The organism is Agrococcus carbonis (assembly GCF_900104705.1).
GTDB classification, from domain to species: domain Bacteria; phylum Actinomycetota; class Actinomycetes; order Actinomycetales; family Microbacteriaceae; genus Agrococcus; species Agrococcus carbonis.
Map to the genome: position 1 here is coordinate 1,980,540 of NZ_LT629734.1, position 25,597 is coordinate 2,006,136.

Below are 25,597 nucleotides of genomic sequence, written 5' to 3' on the forward strand. Positions count from 1 at the left end.
CGCCGGTAGGATCGAGGGCATGTGTGGAATCGTCGGGTACACGGGTCAGCGCGGCACGGTCGGGGTGCTGCTCGAGGGGCTCAGCCGTCTCGAGTACCGCGGCTACGACAGCGCCGGCGTCTCGGTGCTCGACGGCGACGCGGTCGCGCTGCGCAAGAAGGGCGGCAAGCTCGCGGTGCTGCGCGACAGCCTCGAGCACGCGCCGCTGCCCGACGAGGGCGCCGGCATCGGCCACACCCGCTGGGCGACGCACGGCGGCCCGACGGACGAGAACGCCCACCCGCACCTCGGTGACGAGGGGCGCCTCTCGCTCATCCACAACGGCATCATCGAGAACTTCGCCGAGCTGCGCGCCGAGCTCGAGGCCGCCGGCGAGGTGTTCCTGAGCGAGACCGACACCGAGGCCGCCGCGAAGCTCGTCGGCCGCGCCTACCGCGCCACGGGCGACCTCACGAAGGCCATGCAGCAGGTCGTCGCGCGGCTCGAGGGCCAGTTCACGCTGCTCGCGGTGCACGCCGAGCAGCCGGGCGTCGTCGTCGGCGCGTGCCACAACTCGCCGCTGCTCGTCGGCTACGGCGACGGCGAGCACTTCCTCGGCAGCGACGTGAGCGCGTTCGTGAAGTTCACGCCGAGCGCCGCGGCCCTCGACAACGACCAGATCGTGACGATCACCGAGGGCAGCGCATCCGTCATCGACTTCGACGGCAACCCCGTCGAGCCCAAGCGCTTCGAGGTCGACTGGGATGCGTCGGCCGCCGAGAAGGGCGGCTGGCCGTCGTTCATGGCGAAGGAGGTCTCGGAGGGCCCCGAGGCCGTCGCCAACACGCTCCGCGGCCGCCTCACCGACCACGGCGTCGACCTCGGCGAGCTCGGCGTGCTCGACGACGAGGCGCTCCGCGGCATCGACCGCATCGTCATCGTCGCGTGCGGCACCGCCGCCTACTCGGGCCTCGTCGGCAAGTACGCGATCGAGACGTGGTCGCGCGTGCCCGTCGAGGTCGACCTCGCGCACGAGTTCCGCTACCGCGACCCGGTGCTCGACGAGCGCACGCTCGTCATCTCGATCTCGCAGTCGGGCGAGACGATGGACACGAAGATGGCCGTCGAGCACGCGGCTGCCGCCGGCGCCCGCACCCTCTCGATCTGCAACACCCAGGGCGCGACGATCCCGCGCCAGTCGGAGGCCGTGCTCTACACGCACGCGGGCCCCGAGGTCGCGGTCGCATCGACGAAGGCGTTCCTCGCGCAGGTCATCGGCCAGCTGCTCTTCGGCCTGCACCTCGCGAAGGTGCGCGGCACGATGACCGACGAGGCGATCGCCGAGGTCGTCGAGGAGCTGCGCGAGCTGCCGGACGAGCTGCGCCAGGTGCTCGCCGAGCAGGAGAGCGTGCACGAGCTCGCGCACTGGATGAGCGACACCCGCTCGGTGCTCTTCCTCGGCCGCCACGTGGGCTACCCCGTGGCGATGGAGGGCGCGCTCAAGCTCAAGGAGATCAGCTACATCCACGCCGAGGGCTTCGCCGGCGGCGAGCTCAAGCACGGCCCGATCGCGCTCATCGAGCCCGGCCAGGTCGTCTTCGTCGTCGTGCCGAGCCCGCGCAACCAGGCGCTCCTGCACTCGAAGATCATCTCCAACATCCAGGAGATCCGCGCCCGCGGCGCCCGCGTGATCGCGGTCGCCGAGGCCGGCGACGCGGCGGTGCTGCCGTACGCGGATGTCGTGCTGCGCGTGCCGCTCACGCTGCCGATGCTCGAGCCGGTGCTGCAGGTCGTGCCGCTGCACATCTTCGCGCTCGAGCTCGCCACCGCCAAGGGCCTCGACGTCGACCAGCCGCGCAACCTCGCGAAGTCGGTCACGGTCGAGTGAGCCGCTGAGGTTCGGGTTCCGCTCGTGATCCTCGGGCTCGGCGTCGACGTGGTCGACCTCGCGCGCTTCGAGCGCGCGGTCAGCCGCACCCCGCGCCTGCGCGAGCGGCTCTTCGCGCCCGAGGAGCTGCTCGCCGACGGCGAGCCGCGCTCGCTGCCGTCGCTCGCCGCGCGCTTCGCGGCGAAGGAGGCGGCGCAGAAGGCGATCGGCACGACGAGCGGGGCCCGCTGGACCGACTACGTCGTGCTCCAGGCGCCCGACGGCAAGCCGCGGCTGGAGCTGCGCGGCGCCGCGGCCGAGCACGCGCGCGCGATCGGAGCGGCGAGCCTGCACGTCTCGATGAGCCACGACGCGGGCATCGCGACCGCGACCGTGATCGCGGAGTCGTGATGCGCGTCGAGATCGACGCGGCGGCGATCACCGCCAACACCCGGGTGCTCGCGACGCGCGTCGGCGTGCCCGTGTGCGGCGTCGTGAAGGCCGACGGCTACGGGCACGGGGCCGAGCTCGCGGCGCGCGCGATGCTCGCGGGCGGCGCGACCATGCTCGGCGTCGTCGACCTCGCCGAGGCGCTCGCGCTCCGCGCGGCGGGCATCGACGCGCCGGTCCTCGCCTGGCTGCACGCGCCCGGCGCCGACTTCGCGCGCGCCGCCGCGCACGACGTCGAGGTCGCGGTCTCCTCGATCGCGCAGCTCGAGGCCGCCGCGGCCGCGGGTGCCACGATCCACCTGAAGCTCGACACCGGGCTCGGGCGCAACGGCATCGCGCGCGGCGACCGCGCGGCCGCGATCGCTCGGGCGGTCGAGCTCGCGCAGGGCGGCGCGCGCATCCGCGGCCTCATGTCGCACCTCGCGGGCACGAGCCGCGAGGCCGACCTCGCGCAGCTCGCCGACTTCGAGGCAGCGTGCGCCGACGCCGCGGCGCTGCCGATCGAGGTGCGCCACCTCGCGAACTCGCAGGGCGCGCTCGCGCTGCCCGAGGCGCGGCTTGACATGGTACGCATCGGCATGGCCGCCTACGGCATAGACCCCGATGGGCCCGCGGCGGGCGACGGCGCGGGAGCCGCAGCGCTCGGCCTCGTGCCCGCGATGCGCGTCGTCGCCGACGTCGTCGACGGCGTCGCCGCGGTCGGCCTCGACGACGGCCTGCTGCCTGCGCTCGGCGCGCCCGTGCTGGTCGGGGGCGAGCCCGCTCGGGTCGCCGCGATCGGCCCGTGCCGGATGCGGAGCGAGCCCGCGCTGAGCGGTGAGGCGGTGCTGTGGGGAGACCCGGCCCTCGGCGAGCCGAGCGCCGACGCGTGGGCCGCGGCGGCGGGCACGATCGGCTACGAGGTCGTCACCCGCATGGCGGCCGCGACGCCGCACGCCGCCGTCGACGCCGACGCGGGGCTCGCGCCGCGGCGCGTGCTCGAGCTCGGCCTCGACGGCGAGCCGCACCGCCTCGTGGGCGAGGTCGTCGGGGTGAAGCGCGCCGAACCGGGACTCGGCATCTCCTACGGCGGCGAGTACGTCACCGAGCGCGAGACGACCCTTGCGCTCGTCGGCCTCGGCTACGCCGACGGCGTCACGCGCGCCGCGACCGGACGCCCCGTGGTGCTCGCGGCGAGCACGCCCGCCCCGGGGATGCCGGGCGTCGCGCACCCGATCCGCGGCCGCGTCGCGATGGATCAGGTGGTGCTCGACGTGGGCGACCGCGCTGTGGCGCTCGGCGACGTCGCCGCGCTGCCCCACGCATCCGCCCCCGAGCTCACCGGCATGGTCGGTCCCCGCGTCGCGGTCGAGCTCGCCGGAGCCGTGCCCGACGCCGACGCGATGGAGGCGTTCGGCGAGCGGCTCGGCGCGCAGCTGCGCGCGGGCGACGCGGTGCTGCTCATCGGGCCGCTCGGCGCGGGCAAGACGACCCTCACGCGCGGCATCGGCCGGGCGCTCGGCGCGCGCGGCACCGTGCAGAGCCCGACGTTCGTGCTCGCCCGCACCCACCGCACGGCCGCCGGGCCCGACCTGCAGCACGTCGACGCCTACCGCCTGCTCGGCGACGCCGACGAGGCGGCCGAGCTCGATGACCTCGACCTCGACCTCGAGGGCGCGATCACCGTCGCCGAGTGGGGCGCGCCGCTCGAGCACGCGCTCGAGTCGTGGCTGCGCGTCGAGATCGCGCGCCCCGCGGTCGCCGACGAGCGCGACGACGACGACGGCAGCGCGCCGCGCGCGGTGCGCATCAGCGGCCACGGCCCCGCGTGGCCCTCGGCGCGGCTGCGCGCGATCGTCGCGCGCGACTGCGACGGCGTCGAGGGGCGCGCCGAGGAGCGGCGCGACGAGACCGGAGGCACCGCATGATCCTCGCGATCGACACCTCGCTCGGCACCTCGGTGGCCGTCGTCGACGGCGACCGCGTCGTCTTCCGCGAGCAGGCCGCCGACACCCGCCGGCACGCCGAGCACCTCGGCGGCATGCTCGCCCGCGCGCTCGACGGCAGGCGCGGCGCGATCGAGCTCGTCGTCGCCGGCATGGGGCCGGGCGCCTTCACGGGCCTCCGCGTCGGCATCGCCGCGGCGCGCGCGACCGCGCTCGGGCTCGGCGTGCCGTGCCGCGGCGTCGCGAGCCACGCCGGCGTCACCGACGGCAGCGCCCAGGTCACGACCGACGTGCGCCGGCGGGAGCGCGCCTGGAGCGTCGTCGTCGACGGCCTCGTCGCCGACGGCCCGCACCTCGCGCCGGCGGATGCGGTGCCCGCGCCGACAGGGGAGCACGCGGCCCTGCGCCGCATCGACGCCGAGGGGATCGATGCGGCGCTCCTCGCGCTCGCGGTCGCGCGCGGCGCCGCGGAGGTGCGCGAGGCGCTCTACCTGCGGGAGGCCGACGCGACGCCGTCGGCCGGGCCGAAGCGGGTGAGCCAGTGAGGGGCGACGCAGTGACGGGCGACGCGGTCGCGCCCACCGGCGGCGCCCGCATCCGCACCGCCACCGCATCCGACCTCGACGCGATCATGGCGATCGAGCACGCGTCGTTCGGCGCGAGCGCGTGGGAGCGCGCCACGATGCAGGCCGAGGTCGCCAGCGAGTGGGGCCGCTACGTCCTCGCCGAGGACGAGGCCGGCCGCGCGGTCGGCTACGCGGGCCTGCGCGCCGTCGGCGTCGAGGGCGACGTGCAGACGATCGCGGTCGATGCGGGCGCCCGCGGCCGCGGCATCGGCCGCGCCTTGCTCGCCGAGCTGCTCGCCGAGGCCGCGCGGCGCGGCGTGCGCGAGCTCTTCCTCGAGGTGCGCGCCGACAACCCCGTCGCGCGAGCGCTCTACGCGTCGGTCGGGTTCCGCGAGATCGGCGTGCGGCCGCGCTACTACCAGCCGGAGGACGTGGACGCCGTGGTGATGAAGCGCGAGGAGGAGCGATGAGCGCGCCCGTGGTGCTCGGGATCGAGACGAGCTGCGACGAGACGGGCGTCGGCATCGTGCGCGGCACCGAGCTGCTCGCGAACCGCATCGCTTCGTCGATGGAGCTGCACGCCCGCTTCGGCGGCGTCGTGCCCGAGATCGCCGCGCGCGCCCACCTCGAGGCGATGGAGCCGACGATTCGCGCGGCGCTCGACGACGCATCGCTCACGCTCGACGACGTCGACGCGATCGCCGTGACCGCCGGCCCCGGCCTCGCGGGTGCGCTCATGGTCGGCATCGGCGCCGCGAAGGGCCTCGCGACCGCGCGCGAGCTGCCGCTCTACGGGGTCAACCACCTCGTCGGCCATGTCGCCGCCGACGTGCTCTCGGGCGAGCCGCTCGAGCTGCCGACGGTCGCGCTCCTCGTCTCGGGCGGCCACACGTCGCTGCTGCTCGTGCGCGACCTCGCGGGCGACGTCGAGCTGCTCGGCGAGACGATCGACGACGCCGCGGGCGAGGCGTTCGACAAGACGGCGCGGCTGCTGGGGCTCAGCTACCCCGGCGGCCCCTCGATCGACGCGGCCGCCGTCGGCGGCGACCCGGCGGCCATCGCCTTCCCCCGCGGGCTGACGGCGCCGAAGGACCGCGAGCGGCACCGCTGGAACTTCTCGTTCTCGGGACTCAAGACCGCCGTGGCGCGGCACGTCGAGCGCGCCGAGGCGGCGGGCGAGACGCTCCCGATCGCGGACGTCGCGGCGAGCTTCCGCGAGGCCGTCGTCGACGTGCTCGTCGCGAAGGCGCTCGATGCGTGCGCGGAGCACGGCATCCCGCGGCTCCTCCTCGGCGGGGGCGTCGTCGCCAACCGCCGGCTGCGCGAGGTCGCCTTGGAGCGCTGCGCCGCAGCCGGCGTGACCCTGCGCATCCCGCCGCTCGACCTCTGCACCGACAACGGCGCGATGATCGCGGCGGTGGGCGCGATGCTCGTCGCGCGCGGCGATGCGCCGAGCGAGCCGGGCTTCGCCGCGGAGTCGACCCTCGACGCGAGCACGGTGCAGGTCGGCGGCGTGGAGGTCGGCGTGCAGGCCGGTGCCCGGCAGGCCGGCGCCGAGGCCGAGCGGTGAGGCGGATGCCCAGGTCGGGCTGGCAGGATCGGAGGGCGTCCGTGGGCGCGATGGCGACGGGAGGCAGGCGATGAGCGCGACAGGCTGGACCCAGCAGGGCTGGGGCGCGCCCGCCGCACCGCCCGCTCCGCCCGCGCCGGCGGCGTGGAGTGCGCCGACGCATCCGGGCCCCCGCACGAGCACGATGGCCGTCATGGCGATCCTCGCCGCAGCGGCCGGCACGACGGTGCTCGTCGGGCTCGGCTCGGTCGCGGCGATCGTGCTCGGCGCGATCGCGCTCTCGCAGATCCGCCGCACCGGCGAGGACGGCAGGCTGCTGGCGATCTGGGCCATCGTGCTCGGCGCCGTGACGCTCGTGGCGCTGACGATCGCCACGATCGTCGGCATCGGCATGGTGGTCTCGCTCGTGGAGCAGATGCCGAGCTTCTGAGCGCAGGTCGACCCGCGGCGGGAGCGATACGGTATGCACGCGCGATCGCGCCACTGCTGAGGAGGTTCCCGTGAGCGACCAGCTCCCCCCGGCCGACGACCGCTTCCGTCGACCCGACCAGGACGCCGAGCAGGCGGGCGCGCCCGCCGCCGACTTCGGCCAGCAGTCGGCGCCCGCCCCCGGCCAGCAGCCGGAGGCACCCGCGTACGGCCAGCAAGCCGAGGCGCCCGCGTACGGCCAGCCGGCGGCGCCCGCCTATGGCGAGCAGGCCGAGCCCGCCGCCTACGGCCAGCAGCCTGCCGAGGCACCGGGCTACGGTGCGAGCGCGCCGACCTACGGCCAGCAGCCCTACGGTCAGCAGCCGCAGGGCCAGGAGCAGTACGGCCAGGAGCAGTACGGCCAGAGCGCCCCCGGCTATGGGCAGAGCGCCCCCGCGTACGGGCAGAGCGCTCCCGCGCACGGGCAGCAGCCGTATGGGCAGCAGCCGTACGGGCAGCAGCCGTACGGCCAGGATCAGTTCGGCCAGGAGCAGTACGGCCAGCCGCAGTACGGCCAGAGCGCGCCCGCGCACGACCAGGGCTACGCGCAGCAGCAGCCGTCGTACGGCGACGCCGGCTACGGCCAGCAGACCGGCTACGGGCAGCCCGGCTCGGATCAGGCGGCCTACGGCCAGCAGGCCGGGTACGACCAGCAGACCGGGTACGGCCAGCAGAGCACCTACGGGCAGACCGGCTACGGCGACCCGGCCGCAGCTGCGGCGTACGGCCAGCCGGGCTTCGGGCAGCAGTCGTACGGCCAGCCCGCGGCCAAGCGGCTGCAGCCCATCACCGTCTGGTCGATCGTGCTCGTCGGCGTCGGCGTGCTGTTCACGTTCCTGTTCGGTCTCGGCTTCCTGCCGGCCGCGATCGGCTCGATCCTCGGGTTCGTCGCGATGCGCAAGAACCCCGAGGCGAAGCCGTGGCCGCTCGTGATGGGCATCGTGGGCGCGATCGCCGCGATCGCGTCGCTCGCGCTGTTCATCTTCAACGTCTCGAGCCTGATCGCCTGGATGCAGTACTACGGGGTCTGATCGCATGACCGGCACGGGCAGGCCGCCCGCGGCGGATGCGCCCGGCACGAGGCGCTGGAGCACGCTCACCGCTTCGGCGGTGCTGCTCTCCGCCCTCGGCGCGGTCTTCGCGTTCGCGAGCGGCATCGGCCTGCCGCTCGCGCTCGCAGGCGCCATCTGCGGCGGTCTCGCGCTCCGGCGCGATCCCGGGGCGCGCCCGTGGCCGCTCGTGGCGATGCTCGTCGGCATCGTCGGTGCGCTCATCGGCGCGGTGCTCGTGGTGATCGCGACGGCCGTGTGGGCGCCGCTCGTGCCGGGGATGCTCTTCGGCTGAGCGCTACGCGCGGTCGGCGAGGATCGCGCGGTGGCGCCCGCCCACGCGCGTCGCGAAGAGCGTCGCGCGCTCGTCGCCCGCGAGCTTCAGGCGCTTGCGCAGCGCATGCGGGTCGATGTCGGCGCCGCGCTTCTTGATCTCGAGCTCGCCGATGCCGAGCTCGCGCAGCCGCTGGCCGATGCGGCGCTCGTCGAGCGGCATGGTCTCCCGCACCCGGAACGCCTGCGCGAGCGGCGTCCGCACCTCCGACGGGCCGGAGAGGTACGCGATGCCCGGGCTCACGGCGGCCGCGCCGAGCCCCTCTGCGAGCGCCCCGATGAGCTCGGCCCGGATGACCGCGCCCGCCGGCTCGTAGAGCCACTCCTGCAGCTCGCCCGGCTCGGGGTGCGACGCGTCGCCCGTGAGCTCCGCGGCAGCGCCGTCGCCGAGCACGAGGGCGCTGCGGGCGACGCCCGGGCGCGCGAGCGCGCCGGTCCACACGACCGCCTCGACGGTCTCGAGCCCGTCGGTCACCCACTGGTGCTCCGCATCCGCCGGCAGCAGGGCGCGGTCGATCCCGGGTGCGAGCTTGACGCCCGCGGGACGCTCGGCGGCGCGCGCGAAGACGGCGTCGAGCGCGGGTGACCAGTCGGCCGGGTCGCTCAAGCGACGCCGGTCGTCGCGGCGGGCGGGGTCGAACCACAGCGCCTCCGCGTCGACGGGGGTCTCGAGGGCGTCGCCGTGCACGACGGATGCGTGCCAGTCGGCGAGGTTGTAGGTCGCGACCGCGGCGGTCACCTCGTCGCGCTCGACCGCCGTGACCTCGAGGCCGAGCGTCGCGAACGCGAGCGAGTCGGCACCGATGCCGCACCCGAGGTCGGCGACCGACACGATGCCGGCCGAGCGCATCCGCCCCGCGTGGTGCGCGGCGACGCGCAGCCGCGTGGCCTGCTCGAGCCCCGCCTCGGTGAAGAGCATCGCGCGTGCGAACTCGCCGAACTTCGCCCGTGCGCGCCGGCGCAGCCGCGCCTGCGTGAGCACCGCGGCGACGAGCCGCCGGTCGTGCCCCTCGCCGCGCAGCCGGGCGACCTCCTGCACGAGATCGTCGCGGCGCTCGCCGCGCGCTTCGAGCGTCGCCTCGGTGCGCTCGAGCAGGGCGAGCCCCTCGCGCGACAGCAGCAGTCGCAGCTCCTCGGCCTCCATGCCTTCAGTCAAGCACTGCCACGGCGCCGCCCGTGCCCGCGCGATTGGCACTCATGTTGACCGAGTGCCAATCGACGGCTTAGGCTTGGAGCGTTGTCCGGCGAGTCCGGACAGACCCCAGAGTCTGACAAGAAAGAGGCAACCGTGTCGGTTTCCATCAAGCCGCTCGAGGACCGCATCGTCATCCAGCAGGTCGAGGCAGAGACGACCACTGCGAGCGGTCTCGTCATCCCTGACACCGCCAAGGAGAAGCCCCAGGAGGGCGAGGTCGTCGCCGTGGGCCCCGGCCGCATCGACGACAACGGCAACCGCGTCCCGATGGACGTCTCCGTGGGCGACCGCGTGCTGTACTCGAAGTACGGCGGCACCGAGGTCAAGTACGGCGCCGACGAGTACCTGGTGCTCTCGGCGCGCGACGTGCTCGCGATCGTCGAGCGCTGACGCTCAGCGCATCCGCTGCGGCGGCTCCCCTGCGGGGGAGCCGCCTTCGCGTCTTCTCGGGGAGGTGAGGGGCTGATGGCCGACCAGGCCAGAGCGGGGCTGTGGTACGCGCTCTTCGCGTACGTCTTCTGGGCGTTCGTGCCGGTGTACCTGCAGCTGACGAAGGGCGTCGACGGCTTCGAGCTCATCGGCTGGCGCGTGCTCTCCTCGATCGTCGTCGCACTCGCGCTCGTGGCGATGACGCGCGGCTGGCTGCGCCTCCGCACGGTGCTGCGCAGCCGCCGCGACACGTGGACGCTCGTGCTCGCCGGCCACGCGGTGCTCATCAACTGGACGACGTTCGTCATCGGCGTGCTCACCGACCGCGTGCTCGAGACGAGCCTCGGCTACTTCCTCAACCCGCTCGTGAGCGTCGTGTTCGCGGTGCTCTTCCTGGGGGAGCGGCTGCGGCCCCTCCAGTGGGTCGCCGTCGTGCTCGGCGCCGTCGGGGTCGGCGTCATGGTCGTCGCCTACGGCGAGGTGCCGTGGATCGGCCTCATCATCGCGCTCTCGTTCGGCACCTACGGGCTCATCAAGAAGCGCGTCGGGGGGTCGGTGGATGCGCTCTCGGGCTTCACGATCGAGACCGTCGCGGCGCTCCCCGCGTCGATGGCGATGCTCGCCTTCGCCCTCGTCACCGGCGGCCTGACCGTGGCCGCGAACGGCGCCGCGAGCGTGCTGGGCGCCGCGGGATTCGGCGTCGTGACCGCCGTGCCGCTCCTCGCGTTCGCGGCCGCGACCCGACGCATCCCGCTGTCGTGGATCGCCTTCGCGCAGTACCTCACGCCGACGCTCACCTTCCTGTTCGGCGCCTTCGTGATGCACGAGCCGATGCCGTCGGGGCGCTGGGTCGGGTTCATCCTCGTGTGGCTCTCGCTCGTGCTGTTCTCGGCGGATCTCCTCGGCCGCCGCGTGCGACGCGTGCAGCCCGCCCCGCCGCTCGGCTAGCGTCGGCGGCCTTCGAAGTGGGGTACACAGTCGCCAAGACCGTTACAAGGTCGTGACGCGCGACGGCGGAAGAACGGCCGGATCTCGCCTACTGTTGCACCAACGCCCACACGGGCGACTCCATGTCATTGAGGAGCACGATGAAGTCCTTCCTTCGCACCCAGGGGCGCAGCCCCCGCCGGTACGCAGCGCTCGGCGCCGCGACCGCGGGCGTGCTGCTGCTCGCAGCCTGTGCCGGTGGCGGCAGCCCAGCGCCGTCCGGCTCGGAGGGCGCCGACCCCGGCGCCGCTCCGTCCGACGACACCCTGCTCGTCGGCACGATCCTGCCCCAGACCGGCAACCTCGAGTTCCTCGGGCCGCCCGAGTTCGCGGGCGTCGACCTGGCCAAGGCCGACCTCGAGGACGCCGGCTACGAGTGGACGGTCGACGTGCAGCACCGCGACTCCGGTGACACGACGACCGACATCGCGACCCAGTCGGCGGGCGAGCTCGTCTCCGCTGGAGCCGACGTCGTCATCGGCGCCGCGTCGTCGGGTGTGTCGTTCACCTTCATCGACCAGCTCATCGACGCGCAGGTCGTGCAGATCTCGCCGGCCAACACGTCGCCCGACTTCTCGGACTACGAGGACGACGGCTTCTACTGGCGCACCGCCCCCAGCGACGTGCTCCAGGGCCGCGTGCTCGGCAACCTGATGGTCTCGGACGGCGCCGCCTCGGTCGGCTTCATCACGATCAACGACCCGTACGGCACGGGCCTGCAGGAGAACGCGGCGATGGCGGTCGAGGCCGCCGGCGGCACGGTCACCGGCAACGTGCTCTACAACCCGGGCGACACGAACTTCAGCACCCAGGTGCAGGAGATCCTGCAGGGCAGCCCCGACGCGATCGGCATCATCGCCTTCGCCGAGACCGCCCAGATCGTGCCCGAGCTCGTGACGAACGGCTTCCCGGCCACCGGCATGTACTTCGTCGACGGCAACCTCTCGAACTCGTACGAGTTCCCCGAGGGCACCCTCGAGGGCGCGAAGGGCACGCTGCCCGGCAACCCCGCCGACGACACGTTCCAGGATCGCCTGCTCGAGATCGACCCCGACCTCGGCGACTTCTCGTACGGCCCCGAGTCGTACGACGCGGTCATCCTCGCGGCGCTCGCCGCGGCCCAGGGCGGCAGCCCCGACGCCGTGACGATCCGCGACAACCTGCAGTCGGTCTCCGAGGGCGGCACGAAGTGCACCGAGGTCGCCGAGTGCCTGCAGCTGATCGCCGACGGCGAGGACATCGACTACGACGGTCCCTCCGGCCCGATCACGTTCGATGAGAACGGCGACCCGACCGAGGCGTACGTGGGCATCTACCAGTACGGTGCCGACAACCAGTACACCTTCCTCAACGCGGAGTTCGGCTCGCTCAACGAGTGACCTGACTCCCACCGCGAGGGCCCCGCTGCGGCGGGGCCCTCGTGCTGTGTCCGCGCACCGCCCCCTCGCCGGTCGAGGAGCGCGCGGCGCCTCCGCGCTGTCCCCTCGCTGGTCGAGGAGCGCGCGGCCTCCGGCCGCTCGCGTCACGAGACCAGCCGTCCCCTCGCTGGTCGAGGAGCGCGCGGCCTCCGGCCGCTCGCGTCACGAGACCCGCCGTCCCCTCGCTGGTCGAGGAGCGCGCGGCCTCCGGCCGCTCGCGTCACGAGACCCAGCCGTTCCCTCGCTGGTCGAGGAGCGCGCGGCCTCCGGCCGCACGCGTCACGAGACCATCCGCCGACACAGCGAAGGGCCGCCCCGCGCTCTCGCGGGACGGCCCCGTGCTCTGATGCTGGTCGCCTACGGCTGCTCGGCCCGAGGCTCCGCAGCGCGCGCCGCACCGGGCTCCGCCACCGGCTGCGAGGCCGTACGCGCCTTCTCCTCGACGTCCGTCGCGAGCGTGCCGAGGTAGAGCTGGATGACCTTCGGGTCGTTGAGCATCTCGCGGCCCGTGCCCGTGTACGCATCCTTGCCCTGGTCGAGCACGTACGCGCGGTGGGCGATCTGCAGGCAGCGGCGCGCGTTCTGCTCGACCATCACGATGGTCACGCCGTGGCTGTTGATCTCGGCCACGCGCAGGAACGTCTCGTCCTGGCGCACGGGGCTCAGGCCAGCGCTCGGCTCGTCGAGCAGCAGCACCGCGGGGTCCATCATGAGCGCGCGTCCCATGGCGACCATCTGCCGCTCGCCGCCCGAGAGGCTGCCGGCGCGCTGCCGGCGGCGCTTCACGAGCTCGGGGAAGAGCGCGGCGACGAACTCGAAGCGCTCCTTGAACATCTTGGGCTGCTGGAAGAGCCCCATCTCGAGGTTCTCCTCGATCGTGAGCGAGGGGAACACGTTGTTGTTCTGCGGCACCATGCCGACGCCCTTGGCGACGAGCCTGTCGGCCTTCAGGCCGGTGATGTCCTCGCCGCGCAGCTGCACGCCGCCGCCGCGGATGTTCACCTGGCCGAAGACGGCCTTCAGCAGCGTCGACTTGCCGGCGCCGTTCGGACCGATGATGCCGATCAGGTCGCCCTGCCGCGCGACGATCGAGCAGCCGTTGAGGATGTTGACCCCCGGCAGGTAGCCCGCGACGAGATCCGTCGTCTCGAGCACCGTGGTGGCCGTCGTGGTGTCGGTCATCGCTCGCCCTCCCGGTCGGCGTCCGTGCGGGCGTCGGCCGACGCATCCGTCGTCGTGCCCTGAGCGTCGGAAGGCTCGGGCTCGACCTCGGACGCGGCCTCCTCGTGGATCTGCGCGACCTGCTGGCCCGTGAGCGTGCCGAGGTCGGTGTCGTGGTGGGCGCCGAGGTAGGCGTCGACGACGGCCTGGTTCTGCATGATCGTCTCGGGCGGGCCCTCGGCGACGATGCGGCCCTCGGCCATGACGATCACCCAGTCGGAGATGTGGCGCACCATGTGCATGTCGTGCTCGACGAAGAGCACCGTCATGCCCTCCTCCTTGAGGCCGAGCACGTGGTCGAGCAGCGACTGCGTGAGCGCCGGGTTGACGCCGGCCATCGGCTCGTCGAGCATCACGAGCGTGGGGTCGCTCATGAGCGCGCGCGCCATCTCGAGCAGCTTGCGCTGGCCGCCCGAGAGCGAGGCCGCGTAGTCCTCGCGCTTCGCATCGAGCTTGAAGCGCGCGAGCAGGGTGTCGGCCTTGACGGTGTTCGCCTCCTCCTGGGCCTTCCACAGCGGCCTGAGGATCGCGGCGAAGATGCCCTCGCCGCGCTGATCGCGGGCGCCGAGCAGCATGTTCTGCAGCACGGTGAGGCGGCCGAGCGACTTCGTCAGCTGGAACGTGCGCACCATGCCGCGGCGGGCCACCTTGTGGCTCGGCATGTGGGCGAGCGACTGCCCCTCGAACGACCAGCGGCCCTTGTTGGGCCGGTCGAAGCCGGTGAGCAGGTTGAAGAACGTCGTCTTGCCGGCGCCGTTCGGGCCGATGAGGGCCGTGATCGCACCGCGCGGGATCTCGACGTGCTCGACGTCGACGGCCGTGAGGCCGCCGAACTGCCGCACGACGCCGTCGGCCACGACGATCGGGTCGACCTTCTTGCAGCCGGGGCCGACGGTGCCGTCGACGAGCGGGTGCGTCTGGGGAGGCGTGGTCGTCTCAGACATTGAACGACAGCTCCTTCTTGTTGCCGAGGATGCCCTGTGGTCTGAAGATCACGAGGGCCATGAGGGCGAGGCCGACGAGCACGAAGCGGATCTGCCCCGCCTGCGACCCGGACATGTCGCCGAAGATGCCGGTCTGGTGCAGCAGGTTGATGATGCCGCCGGTGAAGGCGAGCAGCACCCAGAAGAGCACCGAGCCGAGCAGCGGGCCGAAGACCGTCGCCGCGCCGCCGAGCAGCAGCGCCGTCCAGATGTAGAAGGTCATCGTGGTGGCGAAGTTGTCGGGCTGCACCGCGCGGGGGAGCACGAACATCACGCCGGCGAGTCCGCCCATGACGCCGCCGAGCACGAGCGCCTGCATCTTGTAGCCGTAGACGTTCTTGCCGAGCGAGCGCACCGCGTCCTCGTCCTCGCGGATGCCCTTGATGACGCGCCCCCACGGGCTGCGCATGAGGAGCCAGACGAGCAGGAGCGCGACGATCACGAGCGACCACGCGACGATGCGCACCCACGTGTCGTACGCTGTCGCCGTCCACGGGCCGAAGCCGTACGTGCCGCCCGAGAGCGGGTTCATCGCGGTGAAGTCGCCCTTGAAGTCCTGCCCTCGCAGGCCCTGCGATCCGCCCGTGACGGCCGTGAGATCCTGCGTGCGCACCGTGAAGCGGATGATCTCCGCCGCCGCGATCGTCACGATCGCGAGGTAGTCGCCCCGCAGGCGCAGGGTCGGGATGCCGAGCACGAGGCCGAAGGCGACCGCGGCCGCGACCGCGACGAGGATCGCGACGAGGAACGACAGCCACGCCGGCCAGCCGAGCGTCGCCGTCGGGTCGGCCTGCATGGTGAAGATCGCGAACGCGTAGGCGCCCACGGCCATGAAGGCCGCCTGCCCGAAGTTGAGCAGGCCCGAGTAGCCGAAGTGCACGTTGAGGCCGATGGTCGCGAGCGCGAACGCGGCGGTCGTCGGCGAGAGGATCTCCGCTGCCGAGGAGTTGAGCACGCTGAGGAAGTCCATGTCAGCCGATCCTTTCCGCACGTCCGAGGATGCCCTGCGGTCGGAACAGCAGCACCAGGATGAGCACCAGCAGCGCCACCGCGTAGCGGAGGTCGGGTGCGAGGAAGAGCGTCGACAGCTCGGTCGTGAGGCCGATGAGCACGGCGCCGACGAGCGCGCCGAACGCGCTGCCGAGGCCGCCGAGCGTCACGCCCGCGAACAGCAGCAGCAGGATCGTGAAGCCGACGTCCCACTTGATGTTCGCGCCGATGAAGTAGGTGTAGAGGATGCCGGCGCCGCCGGTGAGGATGCCCGCGAGCACCCAGACGATGCGGATGACGCGGTCGACGTCGATGCCGGATGCGGCGGCGAGGCCCGCGTTGTCGCTCACGGCGCGCGTGGCCTTGCCGATGCGGGTGCGGGTGAGGAAGTAGCCCACGCCCAGCAGCACCACGATCGCGATGCCGGTCGAGACGAGGTTCGAGACGGTCATGTTGACCGGCCCGACCTGCACGATGGCGCCGCGGCTCACGGCGAGCTGCTCGGTGCCGCCGCCGATGAGGAACTGGTAGAAGTACCGCAGCGCGATCGAGAGGCCGATCGTGACGATGAGCACCTGCACGAGGCCCACGCGCCGGCGACGCAGCGGCTTGAAGATCGCCGCGTCGTGGAACCAGCCGAAGACCGCGGCCGCGACGAGGGTCAGCGTCGCCGCGATCCACACGGGCCACGCGAGCAGCGTCGTGAAGGCGTAGAAGACGATGCCGCCGAAGGTCAGCATCTCGCCGTGCGCGAAGTTGTTGACGCCCGTGGTGCCGAAGATCAGCGTGATGCCGATCGCGGCGAGCGCGAGCAGCAGGCCGAAGTTGAGGCCCGAGATGATGCGGGCGAGCACCTGCGAGCCGAGGTCGTTCGACCGGGCGCCGGTGTCGGCGCCGGGCTCGGTCGAGCCGCCGCCGCCCGTACCGGGGTCGGTGCCGCCGGTGCCGCCGGTGCCGCCCTCGCCGCCCGTGCCGGTGTTGCCGCCGGTGCCGCCGCCGGTGCCGCCCGACCCGCCGCCGCCCGCGCCGAGCGGGAAGAGCACGCCCTGCGACGTCGCGCGCGTGAGCTCGAGCTCGCGGCTCTCGAAGGAGGCATCGCGCAGCGAGACCCCCTCGGGGAGCGTCGCGGTGTCGATCGAGACGGTGTACGTGCCGGCGCCCGGCACCTCGACGGCCCAGCGGCCGTCGGCGCCCGTGGCGACGGTCTCGTCGACCCCTTCGCCGCTCACCGTGATCTCGACGCCCTCGAGCGGGGTCTGGCCGTCGCGCACGACGCCGTTGAACCCGTAGCCGCTGGGGTCGGTCTGTGGCAGGGGGGTCGCCGCTGCCGAGGCCGCCCCTCCGGCGGCCAACGCGATCGCGGCGAGAGCGACGGCGATGGCGCGCCGCAGCCCTCTCCGTCGAGGTCTGCTGGACGTCTTCACATGTCCTCCATGTCGGCGGGCATCGTTGCCCTGGGAATGCCGTGTGCAGGTTGCCCGTTACATCGGTGGTGACACAGTAGCGGCCGCTCACGCCCGCTCGCGTCCAATTCGATGCCAGCGGTGGCGAGAACGCCAGGATGCCGCGGGACCGTTACCGAATAGATACGATGGAGAGCGATGGAGATGCGCAACCCCTTCGGTCCTGTGGGCCTGACCTACGACGACGTGATGCTGCTCCCGGGCCGCACCGACGTCATCCCCTCGGAGGCCGACACCGGCACCCGCCTGTCCCGCCGCATCCGGCTGTCGATCCCGCTCGTCTCGAGCGCGATGGACACCGTGACTGAGGACAGCATGGCGATCGCGATGGCGCGCCAGGGCGGCATCGGCATCATCCACCGCAACCTCTCGATCGAGGACCAGGCCATGATGGTCGACCGCGTGAAGCGGTCGGAGTCGGGCATGATCACCGACCCCGTCACGACCCGCCCCGAAGCGACGATCGAGGAGGTCGACCGCGTCTGCGGCGAGTTCAAGGTCTCGGGCCTGCCCGTCGTCGACGAGTCCGGTGTGCTCGTCGGCATCGTCACCAACCGCGACATGCGCTTCGTGCCCCGCAGCGAGTTCGCCACGACGCTCGTGCGCGACATCATGACGCCGTCGCCGCTCAAGACGGCGCCGATCGGGATCTCGCGCGAGGACGCCTTCAAGATCTTCGAGCAGACGAAGCTCGAGAAGCTGCCGCTCGTGGATGACGAGGGCAGGCTCGGCGGACTCATCACCGTCAAGGACTTCGACAAGGTCGAGCAGTACCCGAACGCCACGAAGGACCCGCAGGGGCGCCTCCGCGTCGGCGCGGCGATCGGCTTCTTCGGCGACGCCTTCGATCGCGCGGTGGCGCTCGCGGAGGCCGGCGTCGACGTCATCATCGTCGACACCGCCAACGGCGAGAGCCAGGGCGTGCTCGACATGGTCGCGAAGCTCAAGGGCGACGCGCGGTTCGACGACGTCGACATCATCGGCGGCAACGTCGCGACCTACGAGGGCGCCGCCGCGCTCATCGAGGCGGGCGTGGATGCGGTGAAGGTCGGCGTCGGACCGGGCTCGATCTGCACCACCCGCGTCGTCTCGGGCGTGGGCGTGCCGCAGGTGACGGCCATCTGGGACGCCGCGCGGGCCGCGCACGACGCCGGCACCGACATCCCGATCATCGCCGACGGCGGGCTGCAGTACTCGGGCGACATCGCGAAGGCGCTCGTCGCCGGCGCCGAGTCCGTCATGCTCGGCTCGCTGCTCGCCGGCACCAACGAGAGCCCGGGCGACCTCGTGCTCGTCAACGGCAAGCAGTTCAAGTCCTACCGCGGGATGGGCTCGCTCGGTGCGATGCAGACGCGCGGCAAGAAGACCTCCTACTCGCGCGACCGCTACTTCCAGGCCGACGTGCCGAGCGACGAGCAGCTCATCGCCGAGGGCATCGAGGGCAAGGTGCCCTACCGCGGCCCGCTCGGCACCGTCGCCTACCAGCTCGTCGGCGGGCTGCGGCAGTCGATGTTCTACACAGGCGCGCGCACGATCGAGGAGCTGCGCGCGAAGGGCCGCTTCGTGCAGATCACGGCCGCCGGGCTCAAGGAGTCGCACCCGCACGACATCCAGATGGTCGTCGAGGCGCCGAACTACCGCCGCTGACCGCTCGCGCCCCGCGGGCGCGTCGCGTCGCGCGCTCGCGTGCGCTTCGCTGAGGGGTAACCGTGCGCCCGAGGGGTAGCGGCGCGCGGTTCCCTGACGGGCGCTCCGCTACCCCTCGCCGCGCTTGCCGGGCGTGCGGCGATCGGCGGCGCGCGCTCGCTCACCAGCCGGGCAGCAGCGCGGAGCGCACAGGCACGTCGTGCGCGGCGAGCAGCCGGCCGAGCATCAGCGGACGCTGCGCGGCATCCCACATCCAGTGGAGCGTGTCGATGTGCTCGCGGAGCGCGTCGTCGCGGCGCTTCTCCTCGATGACGGCGTCGACCGGCTGCACGCCGTTCGCGTCGGCGATCACGCCGTACTTCCACGCGCCGTCGAACTCCCCGCCCAGTGGCCGTCGCCCCGGCCGCTCCCAGAGGAAGTCGGGGAAGCGCGCGCCGAGGCGCGTCAGCACCCGCACCTGCAACTGCGGCGGCGGCGCGCCCACCCGATGGATCGCGACCCGGCTCCACGACTCGCCGACCGACCCGGCGAGCGGGTCGGCGAAGCCGATCGCCCACGCCGCGCGTCGCCGGCCGCGCGGGCCCTGGCGACCGAGCGCATCCGTCACCTCGTCCTTCGTGACGACCTCGAGCCGCAGCGCCCAGTCGAGGGCGCTGACCGCGTCGACCTGCCGCCCGACGCGCGCCAGGTGCGCGAGCGCGTACGCCGGGGTGCAGCGCGCGATCCCGTCCTCGCGCACGATGTCGGCGTCGGCGACGGCCACGTGGGAGTTGCGCACGCCGGCGAGCACGCCCGGCATGTTGGGGTCGCCGATCGTGAAGACGTCGGAGGGGCGCCCGTGCGGTGCGCCCGCGAGGGCGAGCGCGGACTCGCGGGCGAAGATCGCGTCCGGCCGCGCGGCCGCGACCGCCCGCACCCGCAGCACGTGGCGGGCCTCGTGCGTGAGTGCCTCGGCCGCCGCGCGATCGACGTAGATGCCACGGCGGACGCGCAGCAGCGACGGGTCGTGCCGGGCGCGTGCCGGGTCGGCGTCGCTCGCGGGGATCAGGTCGAGGGCCATGCGCGCATGATCGGCGATAGCCGGGCGCGATCGCGCGCAGCACCCGACGCGCTGTGGACGGCCAGGCGGGCGCGCGCCGAGCGGCTCGTCGCGTCGGCGAGGGGTAGCCGCGCGCCCGAGGGGGAGCGGCGCGCAGCTACCCCTTGGGCGGAGCGCTACCTCTCGGCTGGAAGGGGCGGGGAACTGGGTGTTGCGGGACGCGAAGACGCGATATATCGTGAGTGCCACAGACGCGATATATCGCGAGAGGGCGCCGCCGGGGCGTCCCGGCAGGAGGCGAGGGAGCCAGCATGGACCAGCAGCGGGACGGCGGCGCGGGCTACGGCGCGCGCGGCGAGGGGTGGCCGGGCGACGAGACGCCCCGCAGCGCATCCGGGGCGAGCGCCTCGGGCGCCGACAGCATCACCGAGCGGTGGACGGTGCGCGAGGGCGAGAGCCGGGTCATCGACCTGGATGCGGTGACGGCGCTGCGCGTCGGCATCGTCGGGGGCTCGGTCGACATCGTCGGCCACGACGAGCCGACCGCGCGCGTCGAGGTGCACCGCGTCGAGGGCCGCGACCTCACGGTCACGCTCGAGCGCGGGCGCCTCTCGATCGCGCATCCGAGGGTGAGCTGGGACGACGTGTGGGAGTCGGTGAAGGCCCTCGTGGGCGTCCGCGCCCGCGTCGAGCTGAGCATCGTCGTGCCCCGGCAGGTCGCCCTGTCGCTCGGCCAGGTGAGCGCATCCGCCCTCGTGTCGGGCCTGAGCGCGAGCAGCAGCCTGAGCACCGTCTCGGGGCCGCTGCAGATCGAGTCGCACCGCGGCGACCTCGACCTCAACACCGTCTCGGGCGACGTGGAGGTCTCCGGCGGCGCCGGCCGGCTCTCGGTCCACGGCGTCTCGGCGAGCGTGACCGCGTCGGGCGAGCTGCGCGAGATCGGCATCGACACCGTGAGCGGCGAGGTGCTGCTCGACGTGCACGGCTCGCCGCGCGCGCTCTCGGCCAACTCGGTCTCGGGCGACATCACCGTGCGGCTCGATGCCGGGCAGGGCGTGCGGGCGACGACGCGCACCGTCTCGGGCCGCGGCACGATCGCCGGCCGGGCGATGCCCAAGCGCGGCGGCAGCGAGACGATCGACGGCACGAACGCGTTCGCGCTCTCGGCCAACACCGTCTCGGGCGACGTCACGGTCGTGCGACGGGGCGAGTCATGACGCCCGTGTTCGGCCACGGCGCGCTGCGCCTCTACCTCCTGAGCCTGCTCGCCGAGGCGCCGCGCCACGGCTACGAGCTCATGCAGGCGCTCGAGCAGCGCTTCGGCGGCACGTACTCGCCGAGCGCGGGCACGATCTACCCGCGGCTCGCGAAGCTCGAGGAGGAGGGGCTCGTCACGAAGGCCGTCGAGGGCCGCAAGGCGACGTACGCGATCACCGACGCCGGCCGGGCCGAGCTCGCGGGGCGCGAGGGTGAGCTGCGCGACCTCGAGAGCGAGATCACCGACTCGGTGCGGCGGATGGCCTCGGACGTGCGCGCGGGGGTGCGGAGCGCCATGCAGGCGCTGCGGGCCGACCTCGCGGCGGCCGAGCGCGACGCGCGGCGCACGCCCGCGTCGGCGCCGCATCCGCCCCGGCCATCGACGCCGTCGACGCCGACGCCGTCGGCGCCCGACGCCGCGCGGCCGAGCGCGACGTCCGGGGCCGCGGTGCCTCCGGCCGAGCCGTGGCCGCACGCCGAGGCCCCGTGGCGCTCGCACGACAGCACGGGGGCGGATGCGCGGCATCCGGGCGAGCGGGCCGCGGCGCGCATGGCGGTCCACGACATCGACCTCGCGCTGACCGACTTCCGGCAGCGCGTGCGCGAGGCGGCGCGCGCATCCGGCGGCGAGCACATGACGACGGCGAAGGCCGCGACCGTGCGCGACGAGCTCGAGGCCGCGCTCCTGCGGATCAAGAGCGTGCTCGGCGGGTGAGCCCGGCGCCGTCGCCCGCGCGACGTCCGCGCGGCAGCGGCGGCGCCGCGCTCGCGCCCGAGCCCCTCGCAGGAGCTGCCCGCGCCGCCCTGGGCGGTCTCGTGGGAAGGCGGCGATAGGCTGGCAGCGTGACGGAGATCGAGATCGGCCGCGGCAAGCGGGCGCGCACGGGGTACGGGTTCGACGACATCAGCATCGTGCCCTCCCGCCGCACGCGCGACAGCGACCTGGTCTCGCTCCAGTGGCAGATCGACGCCTTCAAGTTCGACATCCCCGTCATCGGCGCGCCCACCGACTCGGTGATGAGCCCCGCGACGGCGATCGCGCTCGGGCGCGCTGGCGGCCTCGGCGTGCTCAACCTCGAGGGCGTGTGGACGCGCTACGACGACCCCGAGCCGTTGCTCGCCGAGATCGCGGGCCTGCCGGCCGACCTCGCGACGAGCCGCATGCGCGAGATCTACGCCGAGCCGATCAAGCCCGAGCTCATCCGCGACCGGCTCGCACAGGTGCGCGACGCGGGCGTCGTGGTCTCCGGCAGCCTGAGCCCCCAGGCGGTGCAGGAGCACTACGAGACGGTGCTCGCCGCGGGCGTCGACCTCATGGTCATCCGGGGCGCGACCGTGAGCGCCGAGCACGTCTCGGCCGACGCATCCGCCCCCCTCAACCTCAAGCAGTTCATCTACGAGCTCGACGTGCCCGTCGTGGTCGGCGGCGTCGTGACCTATACGGCGGCGCTGCACCTCATGCGCACCGGCGCGGCCGGCGTGCTCGTGGGCTTCGGCGGGGGAGCGGCGTCGACGAGCGAGAAGGTGCTCGGCGTCGCGGCGCCCATGGCGACCGCCGTGAGCGACGTGGCCGCGGCACGCCGCGACTACCTCGACGAATCGGGCGGGCGCTACGTGCACGTCATCGCCGACGGCTCGCTCGGCACCTCCGGCCAGGTCGTCAAGTCGCTCGCGTGCGGCGCCGACGCCGTCATGCTCGGCACGGCGCTCGCACGGGCCACGGATGCGCCCGGTCGCGGCTGGCACTGGGGCCCGGAGGCGCACAACCAGAAGCTGCCGCGCGGCAACCGCGTGCAGGTCGACCAGGTCGGCCCGCTCGACGTGGTGCTGAACGGCCCGTCGCCCGTCGCCGACGGGACGGCGAACATCATGGGAGCGCTGCGCAAGGCCATGTCGACCACGGGATACAAGGACCTCAAGGAGTTCCAGCGGATCGACGTGGTCGTGGAGGCCAACCCACCGCGCTAGGCCGCCCGCCGGGCGGCGCACCGAAGGAGGATCCATGGCTGAGACCACCAACAGTGTGAGTCGGTCGAGGAAGCTCGGCCCCGAGGAGCGCGCCGCCGCGCTGCGCTCGATGCGCGAGCGCGAGGTCGACGTGCTCGTGATCGGCGGCGGCATCGTCGGCACGGGCGCCGCGCTCGACGCCGTGACGCGCGGCCTGCGCGTCGGGCTCATCGAGGCGCGCGACTTCGCCTCGGGCACGTCGAGCCGCTCGTCGAAGCTCATCCACGGCGGCATCCGCTACCTCGAGCAGCTCAACTTCGGGCTCGTGCGCGAGGCGCTCATCGAGCGCGGCCTGCTGCTGCAGCGCATCGCCCCGCACCTCGCGAAGCCCGTGCGCTTCCTCTACCCGCTCGAGACGCCGCTCGTCGAGCGCGCCTACATCGGCGCGGGCATGGCGCTCTACGACGTCTTCAGCTACACGGGCTTCATGAAGCCGGGCGTGCCGCTGCACCGGCACCTCACCAAGAAGCAGGTGCTCAAGCAGATCCCGTCGCTCGACCCCGACGCCTTCGTCGGCGGACTCACCTACTACGACGCCCAGGTCGACGACGCCCGCTACGTCGCCGAGCTCGCGCGCACCGCATCCTTCTACGGCGCGCACGTCGCGAGCCGCGTGCGCGCGGAGGGCTTCCTCAAGGTGGGCGAGCGCGTCGTCGGCGTGCAGGCGCACGACTACGAGACCGGCGAGCAGTTCGAGATCCGCGCGAAGCAGGTCGTGAACGCGACGGGCGTGTGGACGGGCGAGACGCAGGCGATGGTCGGCGAGCGCGGCGAGTTCAAGGTGCGCGCGTCGAAGGGCGTGCACCTCGTGGTGCCGCGCGACCGCTTCCACTCCGAGATGGGCCTCATCCTGCGCACCGAGAAGAGCGTGCTCTTCGTCATCCCGTGGGGGCGCCACTGGATCATCGGCACGACCGACACCGACTGGGATCTCGACAAGGCGCATCCCGCGGCGACCGCCGCCGACATCGACTACATCCTCGACCACGTCAACTCGGTGCTCGCGACCAAGCTCACGCGCGCCGACGTCGAGGGCGTCTACGCGGGACTGCGGCCGCTGCTCGCCGCCGGCGACGGCTCGTCGACCGCCAACCTCTCGCGCGAGCACCACGTCTCGCACACCGTGCCGGGCCTCGTGCTCGTCGCGGGCGGCAAGTGGACCACCTACCGCGTGATGGCGAAGGATGCGATCGACGAGGCCGTGAGCGCGATGGACGGCAAGGTGCCCGAGTCGTGCACCGACCAGATCCCGCTGCTCGGAGCCACGGGCTACCGCGCCGCGTGGAACAAGCGCGCGAAGATCGCCCGCGCCTTCGGGGTGCACAAGGCTCGCGTCGAGCACCTGCTGAACCGCTACGGCGTGCTCACCGACGAGCTGCTCGACATGCTGCGGGCCGACCCGTCGCTCGCCGAGCCGCTGCCGGGCGCCGATGACTACCTCGGCGTCGAGGTGCGCTACGCGTGCACCCACGAGGGCGCGCTGCACCTCGACGACGTGCTCACGCGGCGCACGCGCATCTCGATCGAGTCGTGGGACCGCGGCGTCAAGGCCGCGCCGGTCGCCGCGCGGATCATGGCGGATGCGCTCGGCTGGGACGAGGCGCGGATCGAGAAGGAGGTCAACCACTACAACAAGCGGGTGGCCGCCGAGCTCGCGAGCCAGGAGCTGCCCGACGACGCCTCCGCCGACCGCGCCCGCCTCGAGGCGCCCGACATCGTGCCGCTGAGCGCCCTGCCGACGGGCGACACCGTGGGCACGCGCCCCGAGCCGGCCGCGCGGTAGCGCGCTGCCCCTCGGCGACGGTCCGCCTGCCGCGGCGGTCGTCGAGCGGCCGCCGCCGGGGCGCCTCGCGCCGATAGACTGAGGGGGCACATGAGCACCCCCACCCCCACCTTCAAGGACGTCGCGCGGCGCCCGCGGTGGATCGGCGTGCTCGTGCTGTGCATCGCCGTCGCGGGCGTGTTCGCGCTGCTCGGCCAGTGGCAGATCGAGCGGGCCGTCGAGCAGGGCCGCGCCGACGACCGCGACACCGAGACCGCCGTGCCGCTCGAGACCGTCGCCGAGCCCGCGTCGACGCTCACGACCGAGGCGGGCGGCCGCATGGTCGCCTTCCGCGGCGCGTGGGTGCCCGAGGACTTCGACACGATCGCGGGCCGCGACCAGCACGGCGACACCGGCACCTGGGTCATCGGCCGGGTGCTCGTCGAGCAGCCGCAGGGCGAGCCCGCCTCGCTCCCGGTCGCGCTCGCCTGGTACCCCGACGCCGGTGAGGCCGAGCGGGCGGCGGCCGTGCTCGCCGAGACGCACGCGGCGGATGCGCCCGCAGACCTCGTCGGACGGCTCATGCCGCCCGAGGCGCCCACGATGGGCGACCTCAGGGACGGCACGCGCGAGGCCATGAGCGTCGCGGCGCTCATCAACCAGTGGAGCGACTGGAACGGGCTCGTCTACGGGTCGTACGCGATCCTCGACGAGCCGTCGGCAGCCGCATCCGGGGCCCTCGAGGGCGACGCCGAGCCGATCGTCTCGATGCGGCCCGAGGTCGACACGCAGCTCAACGCGCTCAACATCTTCTACGCGATCGAGTGGGTCGCCTTCATGCTCTTCGCCTTCTACCTCTGGTACCGCCTCGTGAAGGATGCGGTCGAGCGCGAGGTCGAGGCGATCGAGGATGCGCAAGCGGCGGCCGAAGCCGGCCCCGGCCCCGGCGCCGTCGCCGGGCCCGCCGATGGCGATCGCCCGCGCCGATAGAC

The 25,597-nt window shown here is 73.4% G+C and carries 24 protein-coding genes; 18 read left to right on the top strand and 6 right to left on the bottom strand.

Annotated elements, in window-relative coordinates; all coding sequences use genetic code 11:
- Positions 1-19 precede the first annotated feature (19 nt).
- The 9 genes from glmS (at position 20) to BLT67_RS09635 (ending at position 8,169) form a co-directional block, all read left to right on the top strand.
- Complete coding sequence (gene glmS / locus BLT67_RS09595; RefSeq protein WP_092666810.1) at positions 20-1,867, top strand: glutamine--fructose-6-phosphate transaminase (isomerizing); 1,848 nt, start codon at positions 20-22, stop codon at positions 1,865-1,867.
- Positions 1,868-1,891: 24 nt separating this feature from the next.
- Positions 1,892-2,257 carry a holo-ACP synthase gene (locus BLT67_RS09600; RefSeq protein ID WP_092666811.1) on the top strand — a complete coding sequence of 122 codons (366 nt, stop codon included), beginning with the start codon at positions 1,892-1,894 and terminating at the stop codon, positions 2,255-2,257.
- Positions 2,257-4,203 (top strand): tRNA (adenosine(37)-N6)-threonylcarbamoyltransferase complex ATPase subunit type 1 TsaE, encoded by a 1,947-nt coding sequence (tsaE, locus tag BLT67_RS13745; protein ID WP_157674308.1) that lies wholly within the window; start codon positions 2,257-2,259, stop codon positions 4,201-4,203. The genes BLT67_RS09600 and tsaE overlap by 1 nt, the downstream gene beginning before the upstream one ends.
- Positions 4,200-4,766, top strand: coding sequence for a tRNA (adenosine(37)-N6)-threonylcarbamoyltransferase complex dimerization subunit type 1 TsaB (tsaB, locus tag BLT67_RS09610; RefSeq protein WP_092666812.1), 567 nt, complete (start codon positions 4,200-4,202; stop codon positions 4,764-4,766). The genes tsaE and tsaB overlap by 4 nt, the downstream gene beginning before the upstream one ends.
- Positions 4,763-5,257: a ribosomal protein S18-alanine N-acetyltransferase gene (gene rimI, locus BLT67_RS09615; protein WP_407922504.1), complete on the top strand. Its 495-nt coding sequence runs from the start codon at positions 4,763-4,765 to the stop codon at positions 5,255-5,257. The genes tsaB and rimI overlap by 4 nt, the downstream gene beginning before the upstream one ends.
- Positions 5,254-6,357, top strand: a complete 1,104-nt coding sequence (tsaD, locus tag BLT67_RS09620; protein ID WP_092666813.1) for a tRNA (adenosine(37)-N6)-threonylcarbamoyltransferase complex transferase subunit TsaD — start codon at positions 5,254-5,256, stop codon at positions 6,355-6,357. The genes rimI and tsaD overlap by 4 nt, the downstream gene beginning before the upstream one ends.
- Before the next feature lie 70 nt (positions 6,358-6,427).
- Positions 6,428-6,787: a DUF4190 domain-containing protein gene (locus BLT67_RS13440; RefSeq protein ID WP_157674309.1), complete on the top strand. Its 360-nt coding sequence runs from the start codon at positions 6,428-6,430 to the stop codon at positions 6,785-6,787.
- A 70-nt stretch (positions 6,788-6,857) separates the two neighbouring features.
- Complete coding sequence (locus tag BLT67_RS09630; RefSeq protein WP_092666815.1) at positions 6,858-7,856, top strand: hypothetical protein; 999 nt, start codon at positions 6,858-6,860, stop codon at positions 7,854-7,856.
- Between the two features lie 4 nt (positions 7,857-7,860).
- Entirely contained in the window at positions 7,861-8,169 is a 309-nt protein-coding gene (locus BLT67_RS09635; protein ID WP_092666816.1) for a hypothetical protein, read from the top strand.
- A 3-nt stretch (positions 8,170-8,172) separates the two neighbouring features.
- Here the strand turns inward: BLT67_RS09635 and BLT67_RS09640 are convergent, their stop codons facing one another.
- Complete coding sequence (locus BLT67_RS09640) at positions 8,173-9,351, bottom strand: class I SAM-dependent methyltransferase (protein WP_092666817.1); 1,179 nt, start codon at positions 9,349-9,351, stop codon at positions 8,173-8,175.
- Between the two features lie 144 nt (positions 9,352-9,495).
- Between BLT67_RS09640 and groES the strand changes: the two genes are divergently transcribed.
- The 3 genes from groES to BLT67_RS09655 all read left to right on the top strand — a co-directional run bounded on the left by groES (position 9,496) and on the right by BLT67_RS09655 (position 12,197).
- The gene (gene groES, locus BLT67_RS09645; protein WP_092666818.1) at positions 9,496-9,792 is read left to right on the top strand and encodes a co-chaperone GroES; all 297 of its coding nucleotides are present in this window, start codon (positions 9,496-9,498) and stop codon (positions 9,790-9,792) included.
- Positions 9,793-9,867: 75 nt separating this feature from the next.
- A complete protein-coding gene (rarD, locus tag BLT67_RS09650) occupies positions 9,868-10,779 on the top strand; it encodes an EamA family transporter RarD (RefSeq protein ID WP_092666819.1) in 912 nt (303 codons plus the stop codon).
- 140 nt (positions 10,780-10,919) lie between these two features.
- A complete protein-coding gene (locus BLT67_RS09655; RefSeq protein WP_092666820.1) occupies positions 10,920-12,197 on the top strand; it encodes an ABC transporter substrate-binding protein in 1,278 nt (425 codons plus the stop codon).
- 396 nt (positions 12,198-12,593) lie between these two features.
- Here the strand turns inward: BLT67_RS09655 and BLT67_RS09660 are convergent, their stop codons facing one another.
- Genes BLT67_RS09660 through BLT67_RS09675 form a run of 4 tightly spaced genes read right to left on the bottom strand, consistent with a single transcriptional unit; the run spans position 12,594 to position 16,701 of the window.
- Positions 12,594-13,418, bottom strand: coding sequence for an ABC transporter ATP-binding protein (locus BLT67_RS09660; protein ID WP_092666821.1), 825 nt, complete (start codon positions 13,416-13,418; stop codon positions 12,594-12,596).
- Positions 13,415-14,401 (bottom strand): ABC transporter ATP-binding protein, encoded by a 987-nt coding sequence (locus tag BLT67_RS09665; protein WP_092666822.1) that lies wholly within the window; start codon positions 14,399-14,401, stop codon positions 13,415-13,417. Before BLT67_RS09665 ends, BLT67_RS09660 begins: the two co-directional genes overlap by 4 nt.
- Positions 14,394-15,410: a branched-chain amino acid ABC transporter permease gene (locus BLT67_RS09670; RefSeq protein WP_092666823.1), complete on the bottom strand. Its 1,017-nt coding sequence runs from the start codon at positions 15,408-15,410 to the stop codon at positions 14,394-14,396. The genes BLT67_RS09665 and BLT67_RS09670 overlap by 8 nt, the downstream gene beginning before the upstream one ends.
- Position 15,411: 1 nt before the next feature.
- Positions 15,412-16,701, bottom strand: a complete 1,290-nt coding sequence (locus BLT67_RS09675; RefSeq protein WP_092666824.1) for a branched-chain amino acid ABC transporter permease — start codon at positions 16,699-16,701, stop codon at positions 15,412-15,414.
- A 330-nt stretch (positions 16,702-17,031) separates the two neighbouring features.
- Here BLT67_RS09675 and guaB point away from each other — a divergent pair, with 330 nt between their 5' ends.
- Positions 17,032-18,540: an IMP dehydrogenase gene (gene guaB / locus BLT67_RS09680; RefSeq protein WP_092666825.1), complete on the top strand. Its 1,509-nt coding sequence runs from the start codon at positions 17,032-17,034 to the stop codon at positions 18,538-18,540.
- A 160-nt stretch (positions 18,541-18,700) separates the two neighbouring features.
- Here guaB and BLT67_RS09685 read toward each other — a convergent pair whose 3' ends face one another.
- Complete coding sequence (locus tag BLT67_RS09685) at positions 18,701-19,600, bottom strand: hypothetical protein (protein WP_092666826.1); 900 nt, start codon at positions 19,598-19,600, stop codon at positions 18,701-18,703.
- Positions 19,601-19,890: 290 nt separating this feature from the next.
- Here BLT67_RS09685 and BLT67_RS09690 point away from each other — a divergent pair, with 290 nt between their 5' ends.
- The 5 genes from BLT67_RS09690 (at position 19,891) to BLT67_RS09710 (ending at position 25,595) form a co-directional block, all read left to right on the top strand.
- Positions 19,891-20,796 (top strand): DUF4097 family beta strand repeat-containing protein, encoded by a 906-nt coding sequence (locus BLT67_RS09690; RefSeq protein ID WP_092666827.1) that lies wholly within the window; start codon positions 19,891-19,893, stop codon positions 20,794-20,796.
- Positions 20,793-21,551 (top strand): PadR family transcriptional regulator, encoded by a 759-nt coding sequence (locus BLT67_RS09695; RefSeq protein WP_092666828.1) that lies wholly within the window; start codon positions 20,793-20,795, stop codon positions 21,549-21,551. The genes BLT67_RS09690 and BLT67_RS09695 overlap by 4 nt, the downstream gene beginning before the upstream one ends.
- 128 nt (positions 21,552-21,679) lie before the next feature.
- Positions 21,680-22,804, top strand: a complete 1,125-nt coding sequence (locus tag BLT67_RS09700; RefSeq protein ID WP_092666829.1) for a GuaB3 family IMP dehydrogenase-related protein — start codon at positions 21,680-21,682, stop codon at positions 22,802-22,804.
- A gap of 34 nt (positions 22,805-22,838) precedes the next feature.
- A complete protein-coding gene (locus BLT67_RS09705) occupies positions 22,839-24,626 on the top strand; it encodes a glycerol-3-phosphate dehydrogenase/oxidase (protein WP_092666830.1) in 1,788 nt (595 codons plus the stop codon).
- Positions 24,627-24,716: 90 nt separating this feature from the next.
- The gene (locus BLT67_RS09710; protein WP_092666831.1) at positions 24,717-25,595 is read left to right on the top strand and encodes an SURF1 family cytochrome oxidase biogenesis protein; all 879 of its coding nucleotides are present in this window, start codon (positions 24,717-24,719) and stop codon (positions 25,593-25,595) included.
- Positions 25,596-25,597: the final 2 nt, after the last annotated feature.